The organism is Globicatella sp. HMSC072A10 (assembly GCF_001811625.1).
In the GTDB taxonomy this organism is placed as follows: Bacteria; Bacillota; Bacilli; order Lactobacillales; family Aerococcaceae; genus Globicatella; species Globicatella sanguinis.
This window is the reverse complement of the sequence record NZ_KV805817.1, coordinates 15,529-34,577: the sequence shown is the minus strand read 5'-3', so window position 1 is coordinate 34,577 and position 19,049 is coordinate 15,529. Positions and strand designations below refer to the sequence as shown.

Here is a 19,049-nt window from a genome sequence, read left to right as displayed (position 1 = left end):
TCTTCATTCTTATTAGATTGACGGTGCTTTTTGTGTGGAATAAACCTATTTGAAAAATGATAAAATAATTAGTATAATGAGATTTAATTATTGATTTGTTAGAAAGTAAAGAAGGTGCGAGATGAGTTATTTAACAGATATTGAGATTGCGCATTCAGTTGAAATGGCACCCATTGATCAAATTGCAGAAAAGTTAGCTATTTCAGATGAACAACTCCATCATTATGGAAAATATAAAGCCAAAATAGACTATAAGAAATTACCCGTTAAAGATCCGGGAAAATTAATTTTAGTGACGGCTATTTCACCGACACCAGCAGGGGAAGGAAAAACAACGACGTCGGTAGGATTAGCAGATGGTTTAAATTATATTGGAAAAAAGGCTGCCTTAGCATTACGTGAACCGTCCTTGGGACCGGTCTTCGGTTTAAAAGGGGGCGCAGCTGGTGGTGGACGTGCTCAAGTCGTTCCAATGGAGGATATCAACCTACATTTTACTGGAGACTTCCATGCGATTGGTGCTGCGCATAATTTATTAGCGGCGATGTTAGATAATCACCTTCATCATGGCAATCATTTGCAAATTGATCCACGCACCATCGTTTGGAAACGCGTGGTTGATATGAATGATCGTCAATTACGCCATATCGTATCAGGGCTTCAAGGAAGTGCCAATGGTGTCCCGCGTGAAGATGGGTATGATATAACCGTTGCCAGTGAGATTATGGCGATTTTATGTTTAGCAGAAGATTTAGCGGATTTAAAATCACGGATTGCTAAAATTATTGTGGCCTATAATGTTAAAGGTGAACCGGTAACAGCAGCTGATTTAAAAGCGGCCGGTGCCATGACTGTTTTATTAAAGGAAGCAATCATGCCTAACCTTGTCCAGACCTTGGAACATACACCTGCTATTATTCATGGCGGGCCCTTTGCGAATATTGCACACGGTTGTAATAGTGTGATTGCCACTCGCACCGCACTTAATTTAGCTGATTATGTCGTGACGGAAGCTGGATTTGGAGCTGATTTAGGTGCGGAGAAATTTCTCGATATTAAATGCCGTACTGCCCAATTGAAGCCTCACGCAGTGGTATTGGTGGCCACGGTACGCGCTTTAAAAATGCATGGTGGTGTGGCCAAGACTGACTTAAATCTGGAAAATCTTGCAGCCGTTAAACAAGGTTTACCGAACCTTCAATGCCATTTAACTAATTTGCAAACAGTCTATGGTGTACCAGTCGTCGTGGCTATTAATAAATTCCCGACGGATACTGAAGCTGAATTACAAGAAATTTTGAGCTTATGTCAAAGTTTAGATGCAGAAGTGGTCCTTTCTGATGTGTGGGCTCAAGGGGGGAAAGGTGGCGCTGATTTAGCGCGAAAAGTAGTGGCGATGACTGAAAAAACGCCCGCTACATTACGTTATGCCTATGAATTAGACGATAGGATCGAAGAAAAAATTACCAAAGTAGTACAAAAAATTTATCATGGTAGCCATGTTATCTATGATAAAAAAGTGCGCAAACAAATACGACAATTGACGACTTTGGGCTTTGCTAATTTACCGATATGTATTGCCAAAACTCAATATTCCTTTTCTGACAAACCTCAGTTAATTGGGGCGCCAGAAGATTTTGATATAACGGTTAAGGAATTGCGATTATCGGCGGGTGCCGGCTTTATCGTCGTGATTACCGGGGAAATTATGACCATGCCGGGCTTACCAAAAGTCCCAGCAGCTGAATCAATCGATATTGATAATGACGGTACAATTACAGGCTTGTTTTAGTCCTATGGGTTTGCTTGGGTAAAATGTGGCGTATTAAAAATGCTCGGTATTCATCAAGTTTCCTATTAATTCAGTAGTCAAGACTTGTGAGGTTAATGATACTTTTAACGCTTTTGAGTAAGTCAATAGCGGGGATTTGTGAGCTAAGTCAGTATTAAGAGTTTATTTTAGTAAATTAAGCGTATTGTTTTACATTGGATAGCTATTATCTTGCAACTTAATCCTTTAACTTGTCTAGTGAGTCAATCATAAGGGATTGTGACGAAAGGGAAGCGGTTAGTAATTTTGTTGCAGTGTAATTTAAAAAAAAGAAATAGAGGAGTATCATGACGGATGAACAACGTCTTTGATATTCCTCTTAACTTTCAATTTCATCGGCTAATTGCATGGTAATAATATCTTTAATCGGAATAAAATGGTAATGTTGCTTAGTTTGGACACCAATTTGTTCGGTATTTAGGACCGTAATCGTTCCGATAATGGTTTCGGTACCAACGACAAAATTGATGGTCAATTGATGAACATATGCTTGGGAAAGTAATAATAGTTTTTCATCGAGCGATAAAGCTTTTGAAAAATCAATGACTTCGCCATTATCATTTAAGGCACTATTATGTTCTGATAAGAAAAATCCCATCCATTTGGCCATCTTACGATCATGGTACATCCGAGCCGAACGAAAAGGTAAATAACTGCGATCAATCATGATAAACCATCTAACCCTCCTGCAGAATGTCCACCAATTAACTTACTCCGTGCGACCATTCTCGAATTTTCCAATAGCGAATTCGCTTTTTGAACCGCAAGAAAACCATATTTACTGCGGATTTCATCAATGGCATGATCCATTTTTTCTTGCTTATCTAATTTAATGGGATCATCAAATAAGGTGTAAAAAGTATAAACTTCATCCACTAAACCGCTATAACGTACCGCAATACTTCTTACGGGATGTCCCTTATATTTTTTACGAAAAAGAGTGAGGACATATTGAGTTAAGCGCTTGGTGCTTTGAGTAGGATCAACCTTCATTTGGGTATTGATACTAGCTACGTCTACATCATTGCTGAAACCTATATGAATTGCCACATTCGTTGCTTTCTTATGGACACGTCGTAAGCGAATCGCGACTTGCTCGGCCATTTCACTTAGCACTAATTCAATATCGGATTGTAAATAATAATTTTTAGGTAGGATTTGTGAGTTACCAATTCCTTTAGCGCGAGGATGGTATCGTTCTAACACATTGCTTTCATCCACACCATTAGCATGAAACCATAATTGTAGACCGATAATACCAAATTCTTTATTTAAATCATCAGGGTTAGCATTGGCTAACTCTTTAATAGAATAGATTTTTAATTTATTAAGTCGTTTTTCCGTTCGGCTACCAATACCCCAAAAATCAGTTAACTTAGGAATTTGCCATACTTTGGTTTCGACATCTTCATAAGACCAATTAGCTCGCATATTGCGATTATGCTTGGCTTCATTATCCAGTGCTAACTTAGCGAGTAGGGGATTCGCATTACTCATACCAATCGTAGAATAGATGCCGGTTGCTTGAAAAATATCGGTCTGAATTTTTTTAGAAATTTGATCTAGCTTTATTTTGCGATTGGTCGTAATACGGTCAGGAATAAAATAATCAAGTGAACGCGTTAAATCGATAAATCCCTCATCAATAGAATAAGGCAATATCTCTTCTTTAGGGGAATAATTTTGTAAAATAGCTTGGATTTCTAGATTACGCTCAATGTATAAACCCATACGAGGTGGCACAATATACGTACGTTGTGCCCAATATTCAATATATTGTTTAGTTCTTAAATCACTTTTTAATCCTTGTTTTTTAGCAATATAAGGCTCAAAACGACGGGTTTGAATATTAAAAGGTAAATCATAGCTACGACTCACATTTTTCTTGCCAAAGACCTTTTTAAATAAAGGGGAAGACGCTAAAATTAAACCATTTGAATTATCTGAACGACTCATCACACACAGGGAAGTCGTCAGTGGATTTAAGCCTAATTCAACACATTCAACACTGGCATAGAAGGATTTCATATCGATAAACGCGATATCAGAGCGAGGCTCTCGCGAATAATCAATATAGCCCATTATTATCGCTCCAAGGGCATAAAATTACCGACGATTTTGCCGACAACACGTGGTTCTTCATCATAAGGGGCTAGTTTATCAGCATATTTTTTATTAAGTGAAACCAGTCTTAAGCCTTCTGCTTCACGGTAAACTTTCTTCAAGTAAGTTTGACCGTCCCAAACCACAGCATAAATCGCACCATCATAATCGAAACCAGTGTCTTTAATTAAGGCGACTGAACCATTTAAATATTTCGGTTCCATGGAATCCCCATAAATCCAAGAGGCAATATCGTAATCAATTTCTTCATCGAAATAAACTGTCTCATAATTGCGATCATCCATTGCAGAATATCCTGTCCCAGCTGATAACTTCTCGTAAACACGGTATTCGAATAATTGGATGGGTTGAGCTGTTTTTTCTTGTTGAAGCTGATCATCTAATGTTTTTTGCGTATAATTGAGCACAACTTGTTGATTAGGTGGGGTGAGTTGTAAATATAAATCAACAATCTCATATTCCGATTCGAAGTAAGTCGGAGTCACCTCTAGCAATTCCGCTAATAAATCTAAGTTTTTTTGATTAGGACGCGTTTTGTCCGCTTCCCAATTGAAATATGAAGCACGACTCACACCGACTTGTTTCGCAAGTTGACTTTGTGATAAGCCAAGTTCTTCACGACGTTTTTTTAATTGTTGGCCAGAAAACATTAAAATCACTCCTTTGTGTAAGTTTGTTAACTAACTTTATTTTAGCACGCTTTGTAATGGAAAGCAATTATAAGTTAGTTTTGTAACAGACGAGGCTGGGCATAAACTTGATAAATTTAATTAAGATTATTGTTAGTTAATTTAATAGCGCAGTGGTTGAGTGGTCTCAAACTGCGTCTTAATGATGTTAAAGATAAATTTGGTAAACTCAATCAAGTTATTGCTAGTATTTAGATAGCGCAGTGGTTGAGTGGTCTCAAACTGCGTCTTTCGACCTGTTTGAGGCCTAATCAACTGTGCGGGGGTGGGCCTACGAAGCGAAAATCATTCGTTTTTCTATTTCTGGTCCACTCCTTAAATCTTTTAATAATTGTCATTAAATGTTTACTCGAATATTTACAATTTTCATACAATTACTATACAATTCATTAAGAAAATGTTTACAATACTTTGCTAATATTTAAATTATAAAATAAAGGAAAAGGGTGAGGTAATGTATTTGATGATGAATCCAGCGAATCAATTTCGTATTGTGCAAATTACGGATATTCATTTAAATCATTATCCATTCAACGAAAATGATCAAATAATTTTAACGGATATCAAGCAAGCGTTAGAAATATTAAAACCGGATTTAATTATGTTAACTGGTGACTATGTCAACACTTATCAAAATGAACAAGAAGAATTAATTTTTAGAAACTTCTTTGCTTTTCTAAACCAATTTCTTGCACCTAAAGCCATCACATACGGCCATCATGATTCTGAACGATGTCTTGACCGAGTGGATATTGAAAAAATATTCAATGAGATTGTTGTAAATAAAGTTAAAAGGGAACATGAAGAATGGATTGAAGGCTTGTCACAATATGCCGTGATGATTAAAGGGGATAAGGGGTTATCCAATGTTCTTTATGTGATGGATTCTGGTAGAACAGCACCTGGATTAGAGCGTACTAACGACTGGATATTGCCTAAGCAAGTAGAATGGTTTAGAAAGGTATCCCAGCGTTATGCTGATATGAAGTATAATTTAGTATTTATGCATTCACCGTTACCAGAATATGATCAAGCGCGAGTTAATATTTTAGCGGGAGAATTAAGAGAGCCAAACCAATGCATCTCCTTTAGTCGTATTAATACTGGACTATTTTCAGAGTTCTTTTTTTCAGAACAAATTGACTCGGTTTATTGTGGACATAATCATTTAAATAATGCTGAAATGATGTGGGAAGGAATTCGTTTAATTTATGGTATGTTTTGTGGACGAGATGAAAAAACAGGGGATTTCCGTGGGGTTCGATATATCGATATTGACGGCGCAACAGGCGCGGTTACGACGGACTTTAAGTATTTTTATGAGTTCAAAAATGTGACATCCAATAGAATAATCTCGTGATGGTCACTTGGTTAGCTTAGGCCCTTAAAGTTTGTATCAGTATCCTATGATGTCATTTGATAACATCGAAACTTTATCAAACTAAAAGACTGGGGCATAAAATTAATCAATATAGTATTCGTTATTTATAAACATAAAGATGGAGTGGCATCAAACCGTTTCTTAGAGACTCGTTTGATGCCACTTCCTGTGCGAGGATGGGTAGACGAAGCGAAAATAATCTAATTCTCTACTTCTTGCCCACTTCCTTATTCTTTTAAATTTGATGAGTGCTTATTCAGCCTATGATTATTTATGTCTTTGAGTTTAATTATTATAATAAACGCTAAATTAATAGGGCTATATGACGCTATCACGCATCTCAGTTTAAATCGCTAATTAATAGGGCTATACAAGTTATCACGCTACGATACTTTAAATCGCTAAATCAAAATAGCGGATAAGGTAATCGGCTAAACCATCTTCGTCATTGGTTAAGCGTGTAATGTCATTAGCTGCGGCTTTGATCTCTTCGGTCGCATTTTTCATGGCAACGCCTAAACCAGCATACTCAAGCATTTCTAAGTCATTATTTTCGTCCCCAAAAGCTAAAATATTATCAACTGGAATACGATAGAAATCAGCTAGAGCTTTGACACCGACTGCTTTGTTAATCGATTTGCGGACAATTTCTAAACATGGTAAGCTCCCACCCCAAGTTCGAACGGATACTTGGTCGCCATAATGCTCTTCAATTTTTTCACGAATATCAGCCATTTTTTCTTCGGGTGAGAAAACGGTAATGGCCGTTGGATTATAAGTTAAAGATTCACGATTTAAACGATCAACTAAGGCTAAATCAAAAGGATAAAAAGGACTGTCAGGTAAATTCATTGAGCTCGTAAAGAGGCGATCTTTGCCTTCAGCACATAATAAATCAATGTTAAGTCGATCTTGATTAGCAAATAAATCAAAAGCAATTTCTTTATCTAAAGTTAAATGATAGCTCGGAATATAATGATCACGGCCTGGGAAATGACATAGCGCCCCATTGAAGTTTACCATCGGTGCTTCGATGCCGATTTCCCGATAAATATCACTACTATTACGGTAAGGACGCCCCGTTACAATACAAACGAGATGGCCAAGGTCACTAACAGCACGGAGTGCTTGAATGGTTTTAGGTGTTAATTTTGATTGGTTATTTAAGGTAGTCCCATCCAGGTCTATCGCAATTAAATGTTGTTTCATGCTTTCTCTCCTTTGAATAATTTCTTTTCTATTATAACAGAATTTTAATAACTTGCAAAAATCCATAATTCTAGTAATATATATCTTGTATAATAGAATGAGGTGTTGAGATGACGGAAGAAACACAAGCAGCAGTGATGGCCGCTCTTGAAACGGTCATTGACCCAGAATTAGGGATCGATTTAGTAAATTTAGGATTAATATACAATGTTGAAGTCAACAATGAAGGCGTTTGCGCGATTGATATGACATTAACGACGATGGGCTGTCCTTTAGCCGATGTGATCGTAACGGATGTACGAAATGCTGTCTTAAAAGTCGATGGTATTAGTGATGTAATGATTGAATTTGTGTGGTATCCGGCCTGGGGACCTGAACGCATGTCGCGTTATGCTAAAATTGCTTTAGGGATGCCATTTTAAAGGAGTAGAACATGGAAAAAAACGAAAAATATTGTCAAGATTCAAGAACAGTGACCACTCATTATATCTTACCAAGTGATACTAATGGTCATGGCACCTTATATGGTGGACGTTTAATGGAAATGATTGATAGTGTCGCTTACCTGGCTTTTGCTAAGCATACCCGTTTGGTGGGGGTAACAGCGTCAATGGACCAATTAAATTTTATTGCGCCATTACCAGAAGGGGATGCGGTAACGATTGATACTTTTGTTTCGGGAGTTTCTAATCGTTCTGTTGAAGTGTTTTGTAAAGTAACGGGAGAACATCCACAAAAAGGCAAAACTTATTTAGCCGCAACAGCTTTTTTAACCTTTGTAGCAACCCAAAAGCCTGAACATCCTGAAGGTATCGTAGCGGTTATTCCACAAACTGATGAAGAAAAATTGGTGTGCGAAGGGTATGAAAGACGTCGTACAGCACGTTTAAATGACCGTGAGAAAGATAAAGAATTTAATAATCGTTTGACTTTAAATTAACATTAAAGCCACCTCATTCTTTTCGAAGTTAGTGCGAAAAAAGTGAGATGGTTTTTCATTATTTACATAAGCTATATGGTTTTGTGTCTTTATAACCGTACACAATCAGTATAGAACCTAAAGCAAATCCTATATTTTACTTTTTAGGTTTAGGTACATAGACATACTCAGGGTCCAGTTGCTTATCTAATAAGTCGAATTGTTCAGCGATTTGAGCATCAACATTGGCTAATATTTCCTTGTCATATTTTTGGGTTGAATCAAAGGGAATCGGTTGTCCAAAGGCAATTTTAGCTCGTTTACGGGTAATAAATTGCCAAAAACCAATAGGTGGCTGTATGGCTACCGGTACAATGGTGGCTTTACTTAGTTTTTGGATAAAGGCCGTTCCACTTTTAATTTCGGTGGTATGACGGGAACCTGATGGGAAAATCCCTAAATTTAAATTTTCTTTTGTTAAGACATTGACAGCATGTTTAATGGTGGTAGTGGATGGTTTCTCACGATTAACAGGAAAAACATTACCCTTAGCTAATAATTTTGCTAACCATTTTTGCTTAAATAAAGAATCTTTGGCCATAAAGGCAACCTCTTTAGGATAGACCACATCTGCTAAAAAGAAGGGATCTGTCATTGAACGATGCGTACTAGCAATAATAAGCGGTTGATCCTCAGGAAGCTTTTCTAAGCCACTTATTTGCGGTTTACCATTAAATAAATGGAAAATAAATTTAATCATATGAACAGCAAATTGATAAAAGGTCATTTGATAACCTACTTTCTTTCTATATTACACTAACTTTAATTCTACCAATTTTTTCAGAAATAAGCTACAATTAAATATGAACTCACGAGGAGTGATGAATGTGAAAGATAGATATAAAAGCTTATTTTTATTATGGATACTTGGTATGCCGGTTACAGTGCAAGCAGCTGATTCAGTATTAGTAATTGACCAATATCCCATCAATGAACCCGTCTTTACCCAAGGTTTGGAAGTGATAGAGAATCGCTTAGTATTAGGAACAGGATTATATGGCGAATCGGAAATTGGTTGGATTGACTTAGAAACTGGCGACTTTCAAGTACAAGATCAATTAGATGATGATTATTTTGGGGAAGGGTTAACCGCTACTGCGGACTATTTATGGCAATTTACGTGGCGAGAAGAGATAGCTTTTAAACGTTCATTAGACGATTTAACATTGTTAGAGGAAATTCCTTTTGGTGGAGATGGCTGGGGAATGGCTTATGATGACAAGGCTGATGTGATTTGGACTTCTGATGGTAGTGCCCAATTGACCAAGCGAGATCCTGAAAATTTAATGGCACTCGACACCTTAACCGTCACTCAAAATAATCAGATGATTGAACGCATTAATGAGTTGGAGTATGCTAATGAGGCTATTTATGCGAATGTGTGGCAGACCAATAAAATAGTGAAAATAAATATAGAAGATGGTCAAGTAGAACAAGTATGGGACTTAACCGATTTAGTGGAGGAACTTCATTTTACTGATGCTAATCCTGATAGGGTATTAAACGGCATTGCTCATCTTGAAAGGGAACGGTTTTATGTGACAGGTAAATTATTTCCTATAATATGGGAAGTGGAATTGAATTAGTCTGTTTTTGCATCTCGTCATAAATGTTTTGATTATTCCGTAACATTGAAGAGGGTTTTGTAGAAAGCACGTCCCTAATTACAATCTCGTCATAAATGTTTTGATTATTCCGAAACATTGAAGAAATTTTTGTAGAAAGCACGCCCCTAATTACAACTTATCAATAAATGTTTGAGTATTGTGGGAAAATTGTAAATCAAACCAAACATGAAGAGTGCACAGGTTGCCGAATCCAAATAAACTAAAAAATTAATTGTCGAAACGATTATTCATTGATACAATAGAAAAGCAAATCAAAAAGAAAGAGGCGAACTAATTGAGTGAACCAGTAATTCGTTATGAATTAATTAAAGAAGAGAAACATACCGGCGCGAGACTAGGTAAATTACATACGCCACATGGCACCTTTGATACTCCAATGTATATGCCCGTTGGGACTTTAGCAACCGTCAAAGGATTATCACCTGAAGAATTAAAAGAGATGGGAGCCCAAGTGGTATTGAGTAATACCTATCATCTATGGTTACGACCAGGCGATGACTTAGTAGCGGAAGCAGGCGGCTTACATAAATTTATGAACTGGGATCAAGGGATTTTAACTGACTCCGGTGGATTCCAAGTGTTTTCATTGAGTGATATCCGTCGTATTGAAGAAGAAGGCGTTCATTTTAGAAATCATTTAAATGGCTCAAAATTGTTTTTAACGCCTGAAAAAGCGATTCATATTGAAAATAATTTAGGTGCTGATATGATCATGAGTTTTGATGAATGTCCACCATTTTATGAAACACATGATTATGTGGAAAAATCAATTAACCGCACGACTCGCTGGGCAGAGCGTGGCTTAAAAGCGCATCAACGACCACATGACCAAGCGTTATTTGGTATTTTACAAGGAGCAGGTTATAAAGATTTAAGATTGCAACATGCCCGTGATATGATTAGCTTAGATTTCCCTGGATATTCAATTGGTGGTTTATCCGTGGGTGAGTCTAAAGAAGAAATGAATGAAGTGTTAGAATATTTAACACCGGTTATGCCTAAAGACAAACCACGTTATTTAATGGGGGTTGGATCACCAGATGCGTTAATTGATGGTGCTATCCGCGGTGTTGATATGTTTGACTGTGTATTAGCCACTCGTATTGCTCGTAATGGAACAACGATGACAAGTACTGGACGTTTAGTAGTGAAAAATGCTAAATATGCCAGAGATTTTCGTCCATTGGATGAGCATTGTAATTGTTATACTTGTCGTAATTACTCTCGTGCTTACTTACGTCATCTATTCAAAGCCGATGAAATGTTTGGTTTAAGACTAGCTTCTATTCATAATGTTCATTTCTTATTGAATCTAATGAAACAAGTTCGTGAAAATATTATGAACGATTCTTTATTAGAGTTCAAAGAAGATTTCTTTGAGCGATATGGTTATAATAAAGAAAACGCTCGTGCATTCTAATGATTATTTTGTTATAATTATTAGGTGATTTAAATTATGAGAGGATGACTTGAATGGAACTTTTAGCAACGTTTTTACCTTTTGCTTTGATGATGGGGGTAATGTGGTTTTTAATGATTCGCCCACAAAAGAAGCAAGCACAAGAACGTAAAGCAATGTTAGAAAACATGCAACCAGGACACCATGTGGTAACAATTGGTGGCTTACACGGTATTTTAGAAGAAATTAATCGCGCTACTCAAACGGTTGTGATTGATTGTGAAGGTGTTTATTTAACATTTAATTTATCCGCTATCGCAACGGTTAAAGAAGCAACGCCAACTCAACCGACCACTACTGTTGAGGAAGAAGTTGAAGAAGAAATCGTTCATGATGCAGAGGTTGCACCTGAAGCGTAATAATTTGAATGGTATTTTCCCGCTAGTCACTCAAAACTAGTGGGATTTTTATTTCTTACATATTTATGATGATGCGTATAGTTAAATTCATCAGCCAAGATTGTTGTTTTTTTGTAACAAATTCATGATGATGACTCAGAACATTAAATTTATCAGATTCGATTCTAGAGTCAAAACAATAATTTTAAACATAGAGTTTTAATATCGTTGTGTTAATAACGTTTAGCTTCATCCATTTATCGTCCTGATGGTAACGTTTAGGTTCATCCTTTACCGATGTAATACTATTGTTTAGATTCAACACCATACAATCGTGTTACTAACGCTTAGGTTCATCACGATTAACAGCGTCATTTTTTCATTGACGCTAAACCTAATAGAATCATTATTTTATCATTCTTCACCCCTTCGCCACCATACAAAACTATCTTTTTCTTGTAGTCTGATGATGTCTGTGTTACAATAATGTTATAGAGTAAGTAGTTAGTGACTGAAGGAGTGAGCGGCAACGCTCGCTCCTTTGTTACGAAAAAGGCAAAATTTTGAATAAGAGGTGAAGTATGAGCGCAATTATTGATAAAGTCACACCTTTAGTCCAACCCATTATTGAGGATTTAGGTTGCGAACTGGTAGATATCGAATACGTAAAAGAAGGTAGAAATTGGTACTTACGAATTTTTGCAGATAAAGAAGGTCGCATCGACATTGAAGACTGTGCTTTAATTAGTGAAAAAGTAGGGGAAGTATTGGATGGGATTAAACCAGATCCATTTCCAGAAGCTTACTTTTTAGAAGTATCTTCACCAGGCGCTGAAAAGCCTCTAAAAACAGAAGAGGCCATTCAAGCTGCAATAGGTGAATATGTTCATTTCGACTACTATGTGCCACAACACGGTGAAAAGCAACATGAAGGTTTCTTAGTTGCAGTTGAAGATGGCCATTATGAGTTAGAAGTACGCATTAAGACAGCAACAAAAATACTTAATATTGATAAAAAAGCGGTCGCTAAGGCTCGATTAGCGATTCAATTTTAGTTGATTGAGGAGAAAAGGAAGATAATGAGTAAAGATTTAGTAAAAGCAATTCAAGTGCTAGAAGAAGAAAAAGGAATCTCACGTGCAGTGATTAAAGATGCCTTAGAAACAGCGTTAGAATTAGCTTACAAAAAGAATTATGACCAAGCGCAAAACGTTGAGGTTGAATTTAATGAAGAAAAAGGCTCAATTAAAGTGTTTGCCGTTAAAGAGGTAGTAGAAGTTAACTACGATAGTACATTAGAGATTAGCCTGGAAGAAGCTCAAAAAATTAATCCAGTTTATGAAATTGGTGATAAAATTCGTTTTGAAGTAACACCAAAAGATTTCGGTCGCATTGCGACACAAACAGCTAAACATGTTATTATGCAACGTATTCGTGAAGCAGAACGTGAAATTATTTTTAATGAATATAGCCAATACGTAGATGAAGTATTAACGGGTACTGTTGAACGTCAAGATTATCGCTATGTTTATGTTAATTTAGGGCGTGCCGAAGCAGTAATGCCGATTAATGAGCAAATCCCGGGTGAACAATTTACCATGGATGAGCGCATTATGGTATATGTGGCAAAAGTTGATAAAACAACTAAAGGGCCACAAGTAGTGGTAAGTCGTGCTCACGAAGGTTTCTTAAAACGTCTATTTGAAAAAGAAGTTCCTGAAATTTATTCAGGTATCGTTGAAATCATGAGTATTGCCCGTGAAGCGGGCGACCGTTCAAAAGTAGCGGTTCGCTCAAGAGATACTAATGTTGACCCGGTTGGTACTTGCGTGGGTCAAAAAGGACAACGTGTGCAAACAATCGTTAATGAGTTAAATGGTGAAAATATGGATATTGTACAATGGGATGAAGACCCAGCTGTATTCATTAAAAATGCGATGAATCCTGCAACGGTTGAAGATGTTATCTTTGATGGCGAAAATCCTTCTTGTATAGTGGTTGTACCAGATCACCAATTATCATTAGCTATTGGGAAAAAAGGTCAAAATGCGCGTTTAGCAGCACGTTTAACAAAACATAAAATTGATATTAAATCGGTAACTGCTTACAAAGAATATTTAGTGGAACAAGAAGCGTTAAAATCTGAATTAGCAGAAGACGAGGAAGCAACTGTTGGATCAGTTGATTCAGTTACAATTGATGAAACAAACGAATTAGATACGACTGTAGATGAAACGATTGGTGAAGTTGAAATGGCAATGGAAACCGCAAATGCAGATGCAGATGCAGAAGACTTAATCATTGAAACGACCACTGGTGACGTTGAAACCGTCGAAGATTTAGTTGAAGAGCTTGAAGCCGAAGAAGATATGGAAGGCTAATTTAGAAAATAGGTGAATCATCATAATGAAACAACAACCGTCAAAACGAAAAGTTCCATTAAGAAAATGTACAGTTTCAGGAGAAATGTTTCCTAAAAAAGAATTAGTTCGTGTTGTCAAAACGAAAGAAGGAAACGTTTCGATTGATCCGACTGGACGTCAAAATGGACGCGGAGCTTATATTGGCTTAGATCCAGAATTAGCGAAACTAGCTAAGAAAAAACGAACATTTGATGCTGCTTTTAGTATGAAAATTAGTGACGAATTTTATGATGAATTGTATCGTTACATAGCACATCAAAAGGCACGTAAGGAATTATTCTAAAATGACTCCACAACAAAAAAAATTAAATTTACTTGGTCTAGCATTGCGTGCAGGATTTTTAGTCAGTGGCGATGAAATGGTTGAAAAAGCCATTAAAAATAATAGTGTTAAACTAGTCATTTGTGCTAGTGATGCGAGTAGTTCCACTATGGAACGTTATCAATCTTTATGCGAAACATTTAATGCAAGATTGATCACTGAATTCACGAGAGAACAGATTTCAGATGCTATCGGCAAGAGCCGAACGATTTGTGCAATTGGAAATTCTGGTATGATTAAAAAATTCTTATCATATGAGGCTAAGTGAAATGATAAAAAAATTAATGAAGAGAACCCTGTAATCGCAAAGGCTGACGGCGAATAAACTGTCTAGTACTTTGCAGAAGTAGGAAGGTGATTATATGACAGGAATTCGCGTATATGAATTTGCGAAACAAAATAAATTATCAAGTAAAGAAGTATTAGGACTGGCGAAAAAGAATGGGATTGAGTTCAACAGCCATATGTCCATGATGGATGAAAATCAACAAAAGACTTTGTTAAATAAGTTAAATCCCGCTAACACCGCTAAGAAAACTAATCATTCACAACAAGATAAGAAAGCAAAAAAACCACATAACGGTAAAGCTATGAGTGAAGAGGTAAAAATGGCAGAGAAAAAAGAAAACAATCAACCAACAAAACAAACTATGGACAATTCTACTAAAGGAAAAGCTAAGCCTAGAAAATTAGTTGAAGAAGTTGAGAATGATGAAGATATCCCTGCGATTAAGAAAGCAACCAAAGGTGCAAAAGCTAACAAAGATAAAGCACCAGTAAAAAAAGTTAAAAATAAAGCAGATGATGCAGGGGAAAATAAAAAAGCATTTGAGCCTCGAGGACGTCGCAACCGCCGTCGTGGTCGTAATAACAAAAATAATCAACAACAAACACAATCCAAAGGGATTACTCAACGTAAATATAAAGAATTACCTGAGAAGTTAGTGTATACTGAAGGGATGAATATTCAAGATATTGCGAAATTAATTTATCGTGATGCTTCTGAAATCATCAAAAAATTATTAATGTTAGGGGTTATGGCTAACCAAAACCAAGCATTATCTAAAGATGTCATTGAATTAATTGCTTTAGAATACGGAATTGAACCGGAAGAAAAAGTAGTAATTGATAAATCTGATTTAGAAGTTTATTTCAATGAAGAAGAAGTTAATGAAGAAGAATTAACAATGCGTCCGCCAGTAGTAACCATTATGGGACACGTTGACCATGGTAAAACAACTCTATTAGACCAATTAAGAAATTCTCGCGTAACGGAAGGCGAAGCCGGCGGCATTACGCAACATATTGGGGCTTATCAAGTACAATTACAAGGTAAAACCATCACGTTCTTGGATACGCCTGGACACGAGGCTTTCACGACGATGCGTGCTCGTGGTGCGAATGTTACGGATATTTCAATTATCGTAGTCGCTGCTGATGACGGTGTGATGCCACAAACAGTAGAAGCAATCAACCATGCCAAAGCGGCTGATGTACCGATTATTGTTGCAGTTAACAAAATCGATAAACCAACTGCTAATCCAGATCGCGTAATGCAAGAAATGACGGAACATGGTTTAATCCCAGAAGACTGGGGTGGCGATACTATCTTTGTACCTATTTCAGCTAAATTTAATCAAAACATTGATGAATTATTAGAAATGATTTTATTAGTAGCTGAGGTTCAAGAATTAAAAGCTAACGCTAATCGTTTAGCAATCGGTTCTGTGATTGATGCTCGTTTAGATAAAGCAACGGGTGCGACGGCGACATTATTAGTACAAGATGGTACATTAAATGTAGGAGACCCAATCGTAGTAGGAAATACTTATGGTAAAGTACGTACGATGGTAAATGATACCGGTCGTCGTATTCGTCAAGCAGGTCCGGCTACCCCAGTTGAAATTACTGGTTTAAATGATGCACCACAAGCCGGTGACTTATTCGTAGTCTTCCCAGATGAAAAATCAGCTCGTCAAGCTGGTGAAGAGCGTGCTAGACGTGCATTAGAAGAACATCGTGACGCTAATAAGAAAGTAACGTTAGATAATTTATTCGAAAGCTTACAAGAAGGCGAATTAAAATCAGTTAACGTCATTATTAAAGCGGATGTTCAAGGTTCAGCAGAAGCATTAAATGCATCTTTACAAAAGATTGATGTGGAAGGTGTTCGCGTAAACACTATTCACCAAGCAGTTGGAGCTATCAATGAAAGTGATATTTCATTAGCAGCAGCCTCAGGTGCGATAGTGATTGGATTTAACGTGCGTCCTACCCCTCAAGCACGCGCACAAGCAGAACAAGAACAAATTGATATTCGTTTACACCGAATCATTTATAATGTTATCGATGAAATTGAAACAGCGATGAAAGGTATGTTAGAACCAGAATATGTTGAAGAAATCACTGGACAATTAGTGGTTCGTGAAACGTATACTGTGTCTAAATTAGGAACGATTGCCGGGGCATATGTTTTAGATGGCTATATTCGTCGTAATTCAAAAGTTCGAGTAATACGTGATAACATCGTCATCTATGATGGGGAATTAGCGAGCTTAAAACGATTCAAAGATGATGCACGTGAAGTGACGAAAGGCTTTGAATGTGGGGTTATGATTGAGAAATACAATGATATCCGAGTAGACGATATTATCGAACCTTACCATATGGTAGAAGTAGAAAGAAAATAAGATAGCACCACACATTACAGTTTGAGTCTTAGCAATAGTTAGAGTCGTAAGATTGGATAGTTCTTCCACTCATCCAATTAAAAGTGAGTGGAAGTTATCTATTAAGAGGAGGCTAATCATGGCAAATTTCAGACATGGTCGTGTTAAACAAGAAATTTTAAGAGAAGTTAACCGTATTTTAATGCGTGAGATTAAAGATCCGCGCGTAGAAGGTGTGACTATTACCGACGTTGAATTAACTGGTGACTTACAACAAGCAACGATTTATTATAGTACACTTTCTGATAAAGCTGGCGCTCGTCAAAAAGAGCAAGCTGGTTTAGAAGCAGTGACAGGTAAAGTGCGTTCAGAGCTAGGTAAAGCCATTAAGCTTTATAAAGTACCTGAGCTTAAATTTGAACGTGATACCTCTGTTGATTATGGAAATCGTATTGATGCTTTATTAGATAAAATTAAACAATCAGACGAAATCACCTATGAAGGTGAATAAAATCTAATATTAGTGACTGTACAAAACTCATTTAGTTTTGGCAGTCCTTTTTTTATGTGTGCCTATTATGCGTGTAAAGTTGACGATTTAAGACCACTAGATTAACATATTTTAAACAGTATAACTTAAGTCAAACTGTCTCAGTAAGGCTTCACAATAGAAATAGTTAGCTTTTTTAATTCATGAAAAAATAATCTATAAAATGATATTAGCTTTAAGCTTTTATTTATCATTATTTGCCGTTCAATAAATACTAAACCAGCTTAATAGAATTTCGTGCGTAACAAATAAGAGTGTGATATAATAGCAAGGATATGAACACTATAGGAGTTGAATCAATGAGAGTTTTACAAATAATGAGTGGTTTTGGAGGCGGTATTTCATCTTTTATCTATAATAAAGCGATTGCCCTTAATGACAAAAACATTGTGTTTGATGTCGCCACTTATGATGAGTGTTCTACTTTATTTACGGATGCGATTCTTAGTATGGGTGGACAAATTTACCGTCTTGAAAACCCAAAAAAAGTAGGGTGGAGAAAATTTAAAACAAGCTTTGAGAAAATATTAAATGAAAACGGGTATCAAGCGATTCATTGCCATATAACGGGCTATCGGGCTCTAGCTTATTATCTAGTTAGCCGTCATTATGTGAAACGCTTCTTCCTCCATGCCCATATGACAAAAGCTTTACATGTTACGGGATTCAGACAAAAAATGATGCGTCAATTAGATCAAATGATTAATCGTTTTATTACTGATAGTTATGTTGGTTGCGGGCGTTTAGCTAATTTAGCTATCTATGGCTCCATTCCAGAGGAACAAATGATGGTGATTCCTAATAGTATTTCGACTGAAAGGTATTTATTATCCGATGAAGAATTTCAGAAGAGACGCAATCAGTTAAAAACTCAATATAGTTTAGATGATCAAACACTTGTGATTGGTCAAATCGGGCGTTTACATAAAGTAAAAAATCAAGAACACACGCTTCGCTTAGCGGAGTATATCCGTGAACATCAATTAAAAGCAAAAATCTTTATTATTGGTTCAGGAGCAGATTTCGAATCACTCAATCAATTGGTAGCAACAAAGGATTTAATGGATTATGTGACCTTTTTAGGTAGAATTGATAAACCCGAAACAGTGATGCCATTGTTAGACGTGCTCATTATGCCGTCATTGTATGAAGGCTTACCGACCGTTATCGTAGAAGCTCAAACAATTGGAATTCCTTGTTTGATGAGTGACACCATTACGGATGAAGTCGATTTCGATAAAGGACAAGTAGATTATCTTTCATTAAATGAACCAATAGCAAAATGGTACCAATCATTGAAAAGCTTGAGTGAAGTACCACGACTATCGAAAAATGAAAGAGAACAAATACTGGTCGAGCGAGGTTTTACAAACGAACAATCGGCTCAAATTTACCTTGATTTTTTAAATCAAAAGATAAATAGCTATTTAATTAAATAGGAGAAAAG

The 19,049-nt window shown here is 36.6% G+C and carries 19 protein-coding genes; 14 read left to right on the top strand and 5 right to left on the bottom strand.

Features of this window, described 5'->3' with window-relative positions:
* Positions 1-121 precede the first annotated feature (121 nt).
* Complete coding sequence (locus HMPREF2811_RS10180; protein ID WP_071409232.1) at positions 122-1,792, top strand: formate--tetrahydrofolate ligase; 1,671 nt, start codon at positions 122-124, stop codon at positions 1,790-1,792.
* Positions 1,793-2,150: 358 nt separating this feature from the next.
* On the opposite strand, the gene HMPREF2811_RS10175 is transcribed toward HMPREF2811_RS10180, so the two are convergent.
* From HMPREF2811_RS10175 to HMPREF2811_RS10165, 3 genes are read right to left on the bottom strand one after another with little or no spacing between them, the layout of a single operon-like run.
* Complete coding sequence (locus tag HMPREF2811_RS10175; RefSeq protein ID WP_071409231.1) at positions 2,151-2,498, bottom strand: hypothetical protein; 348 nt, start codon at positions 2,496-2,498, stop codon at positions 2,151-2,153.
* A complete protein-coding gene (locus tag HMPREF2811_RS10170; RefSeq protein WP_071409230.1) occupies positions 2,495-3,913 on the bottom strand; it encodes a Y-family DNA polymerase in 1,419 nt (472 codons plus the stop codon). Before HMPREF2811_RS10170 ends, HMPREF2811_RS10175 begins: the two co-directional genes overlap by 4 nt.
* Positions 3,914-3,915: 2 nt before the next feature.
* Positions 3,916-4,605 (bottom strand): LexA family transcriptional regulator, encoded by a 690-nt coding sequence (locus tag HMPREF2811_RS10165; protein ID WP_066124721.1) that lies wholly within the window; start codon positions 4,603-4,605, stop codon positions 3,916-3,918.
* A gap of 502 nt (positions 4,606-5,107) precedes the next feature.
* Here HMPREF2811_RS10165 and HMPREF2811_RS10160 point away from each other — a divergent pair.
* A complete protein-coding gene (locus HMPREF2811_RS10160) occupies positions 5,108-6,004 on the top strand; it encodes a metallophosphoesterase (protein WP_210386578.1) in 897 nt (298 codons plus the stop codon).
* 414 nt (positions 6,005-6,418) lie between these two features.
* Here the strand turns inward: HMPREF2811_RS10160 and HMPREF2811_RS10155 are convergent, their stop codons facing one another.
* Positions 6,419-7,234, bottom strand: coding sequence for a Cof-type HAD-IIB family hydrolase (locus tag HMPREF2811_RS10155; protein ID WP_071409228.1), 816 nt, complete (start codon positions 7,232-7,234; stop codon positions 6,419-6,421).
* 110 nt (positions 7,235-7,344) lie between these two features.
* Here HMPREF2811_RS10155 and HMPREF2811_RS10150 point away from each other — a divergent pair, with 110 nt between their 5' ends.
* The gene (locus HMPREF2811_RS10150; RefSeq protein WP_071409227.1) at positions 7,345-7,656 is read left to right on the top strand and encodes a metal-sulfur cluster assembly factor; all 312 of its coding nucleotides are present in this window, start codon (positions 7,345-7,347) and stop codon (positions 7,654-7,656) included.
* An 11-nt stretch (positions 7,657-7,667) separates the two neighbouring features.
* Positions 7,668-8,174 carry an acyl-CoA thioesterase gene (locus tag HMPREF2811_RS10145; protein WP_071409226.1) on the top strand — a complete coding sequence of 169 codons (507 nt, stop codon included), beginning with the start codon at positions 7,668-7,670 and terminating at the stop codon, positions 8,172-8,174.
* Positions 8,175-8,310: 136 nt separating this feature from the next.
* On the opposite strand, the gene HMPREF2811_RS10140 is transcribed toward HMPREF2811_RS10145, so the two are convergent.
* On the bottom strand, positions 8,311-8,940 hold the full coding sequence (locus HMPREF2811_RS10140) for a lysophospholipid acyltransferase family protein (RefSeq protein ID WP_071409225.1): 630 nt from the start codon (positions 8,938-8,940) through the stop codon (positions 8,311-8,313).
* 100 nt (positions 8,941-9,040) lie between these two features.
* Between HMPREF2811_RS10140 and HMPREF2811_RS10135 the strand changes: the two genes are divergently transcribed.
* The 10 genes from HMPREF2811_RS10135 to HMPREF2811_RS10090 all read left to right on the top strand — a co-directional run bounded on the left by HMPREF2811_RS10135 (position 9,041) and on the right by HMPREF2811_RS10090 (position 19,041).
* Entirely contained in the window at positions 9,041-9,799 is a 759-nt protein-coding gene (locus HMPREF2811_RS10135) for a glutaminyl-peptide cyclotransferase (RefSeq protein WP_168164984.1), read from the top strand.
* A gap of 316 nt (positions 9,800-10,115) precedes the next feature.
* Entirely contained in the window at positions 10,116-11,261 is a 1,146-nt protein-coding gene (gene tgt, locus HMPREF2811_RS10130) for a tRNA guanosine(34) transglycosylase Tgt (protein WP_071409223.1), read from the top strand.
* A gap of 53 nt (positions 11,262-11,314) precedes the next feature.
* Positions 11,315-11,659, top strand: coding sequence for a preprotein translocase subunit YajC (gene yajC / locus HMPREF2811_RS10125; protein WP_071409222.1), 345 nt, complete (start codon positions 11,315-11,317; stop codon positions 11,657-11,659).
* 560 nt (positions 11,660-12,219) lie between these two features.
* Complete coding sequence (gene rimP / locus HMPREF2811_RS10120) at positions 12,220-12,693, top strand: ribosome maturation factor RimP (RefSeq protein WP_071409221.1); 474 nt, start codon at positions 12,220-12,222, stop codon at positions 12,691-12,693.
* A 24-nt stretch (positions 12,694-12,717) separates the two neighbouring features.
* Complete coding sequence (gene nusA / locus HMPREF2811_RS10115; protein ID WP_071409220.1) at positions 12,718-14,019, top strand: transcription termination factor NusA; 1,302 nt, start codon at positions 12,718-12,720, stop codon at positions 14,017-14,019.
* Between the two features lie 25 nt (positions 14,020-14,044).
* Positions 14,045-14,344: an RNase P modulator RnpM gene (gene rnpM, locus HMPREF2811_RS10110; RefSeq protein ID WP_071409219.1), complete on the top strand. Its 300-nt coding sequence runs from the start codon at positions 14,045-14,047 to the stop codon at positions 14,342-14,344.
* 1 nt (position 14,345) lies between these two features.
* Positions 14,346-14,651, top strand: a complete 306-nt coding sequence (locus HMPREF2811_RS10105; RefSeq protein ID WP_071409218.1) for a L7Ae/L30e/S12e/Gadd45 family ribosomal protein — start codon at positions 14,346-14,348, stop codon at positions 14,649-14,651.
* Between the two features lie 94 nt (positions 14,652-14,745).
* Positions 14,746-17,073, top strand: coding sequence for a translation initiation factor IF-2 (infB, locus tag HMPREF2811_RS10100; protein ID WP_071409217.1), 2,328 nt, complete (start codon positions 14,746-14,748; stop codon positions 17,071-17,073).
* 118 nt (positions 17,074-17,191) lie between these two features.
* Positions 17,192-17,563 carry a 30S ribosome-binding factor RbfA gene (gene rbfA / locus HMPREF2811_RS10095; protein ID WP_066125744.1) on the top strand — a complete coding sequence of 124 codons (372 nt, stop codon included), beginning with the start codon at positions 17,192-17,194 and terminating at the stop codon, positions 17,561-17,563.
* Positions 17,564-17,901: 338 nt separating this feature from the next.
* Positions 17,902-19,041 carry a glycosyltransferase gene (locus HMPREF2811_RS10090; RefSeq protein ID WP_168164983.1) on the top strand — a complete coding sequence of 380 codons (1,140 nt, stop codon included), beginning with the start codon at positions 17,902-17,904 and terminating at the stop codon, positions 19,039-19,041.
* Positions 19,042-19,049 lie beyond the last annotated feature (8 nt).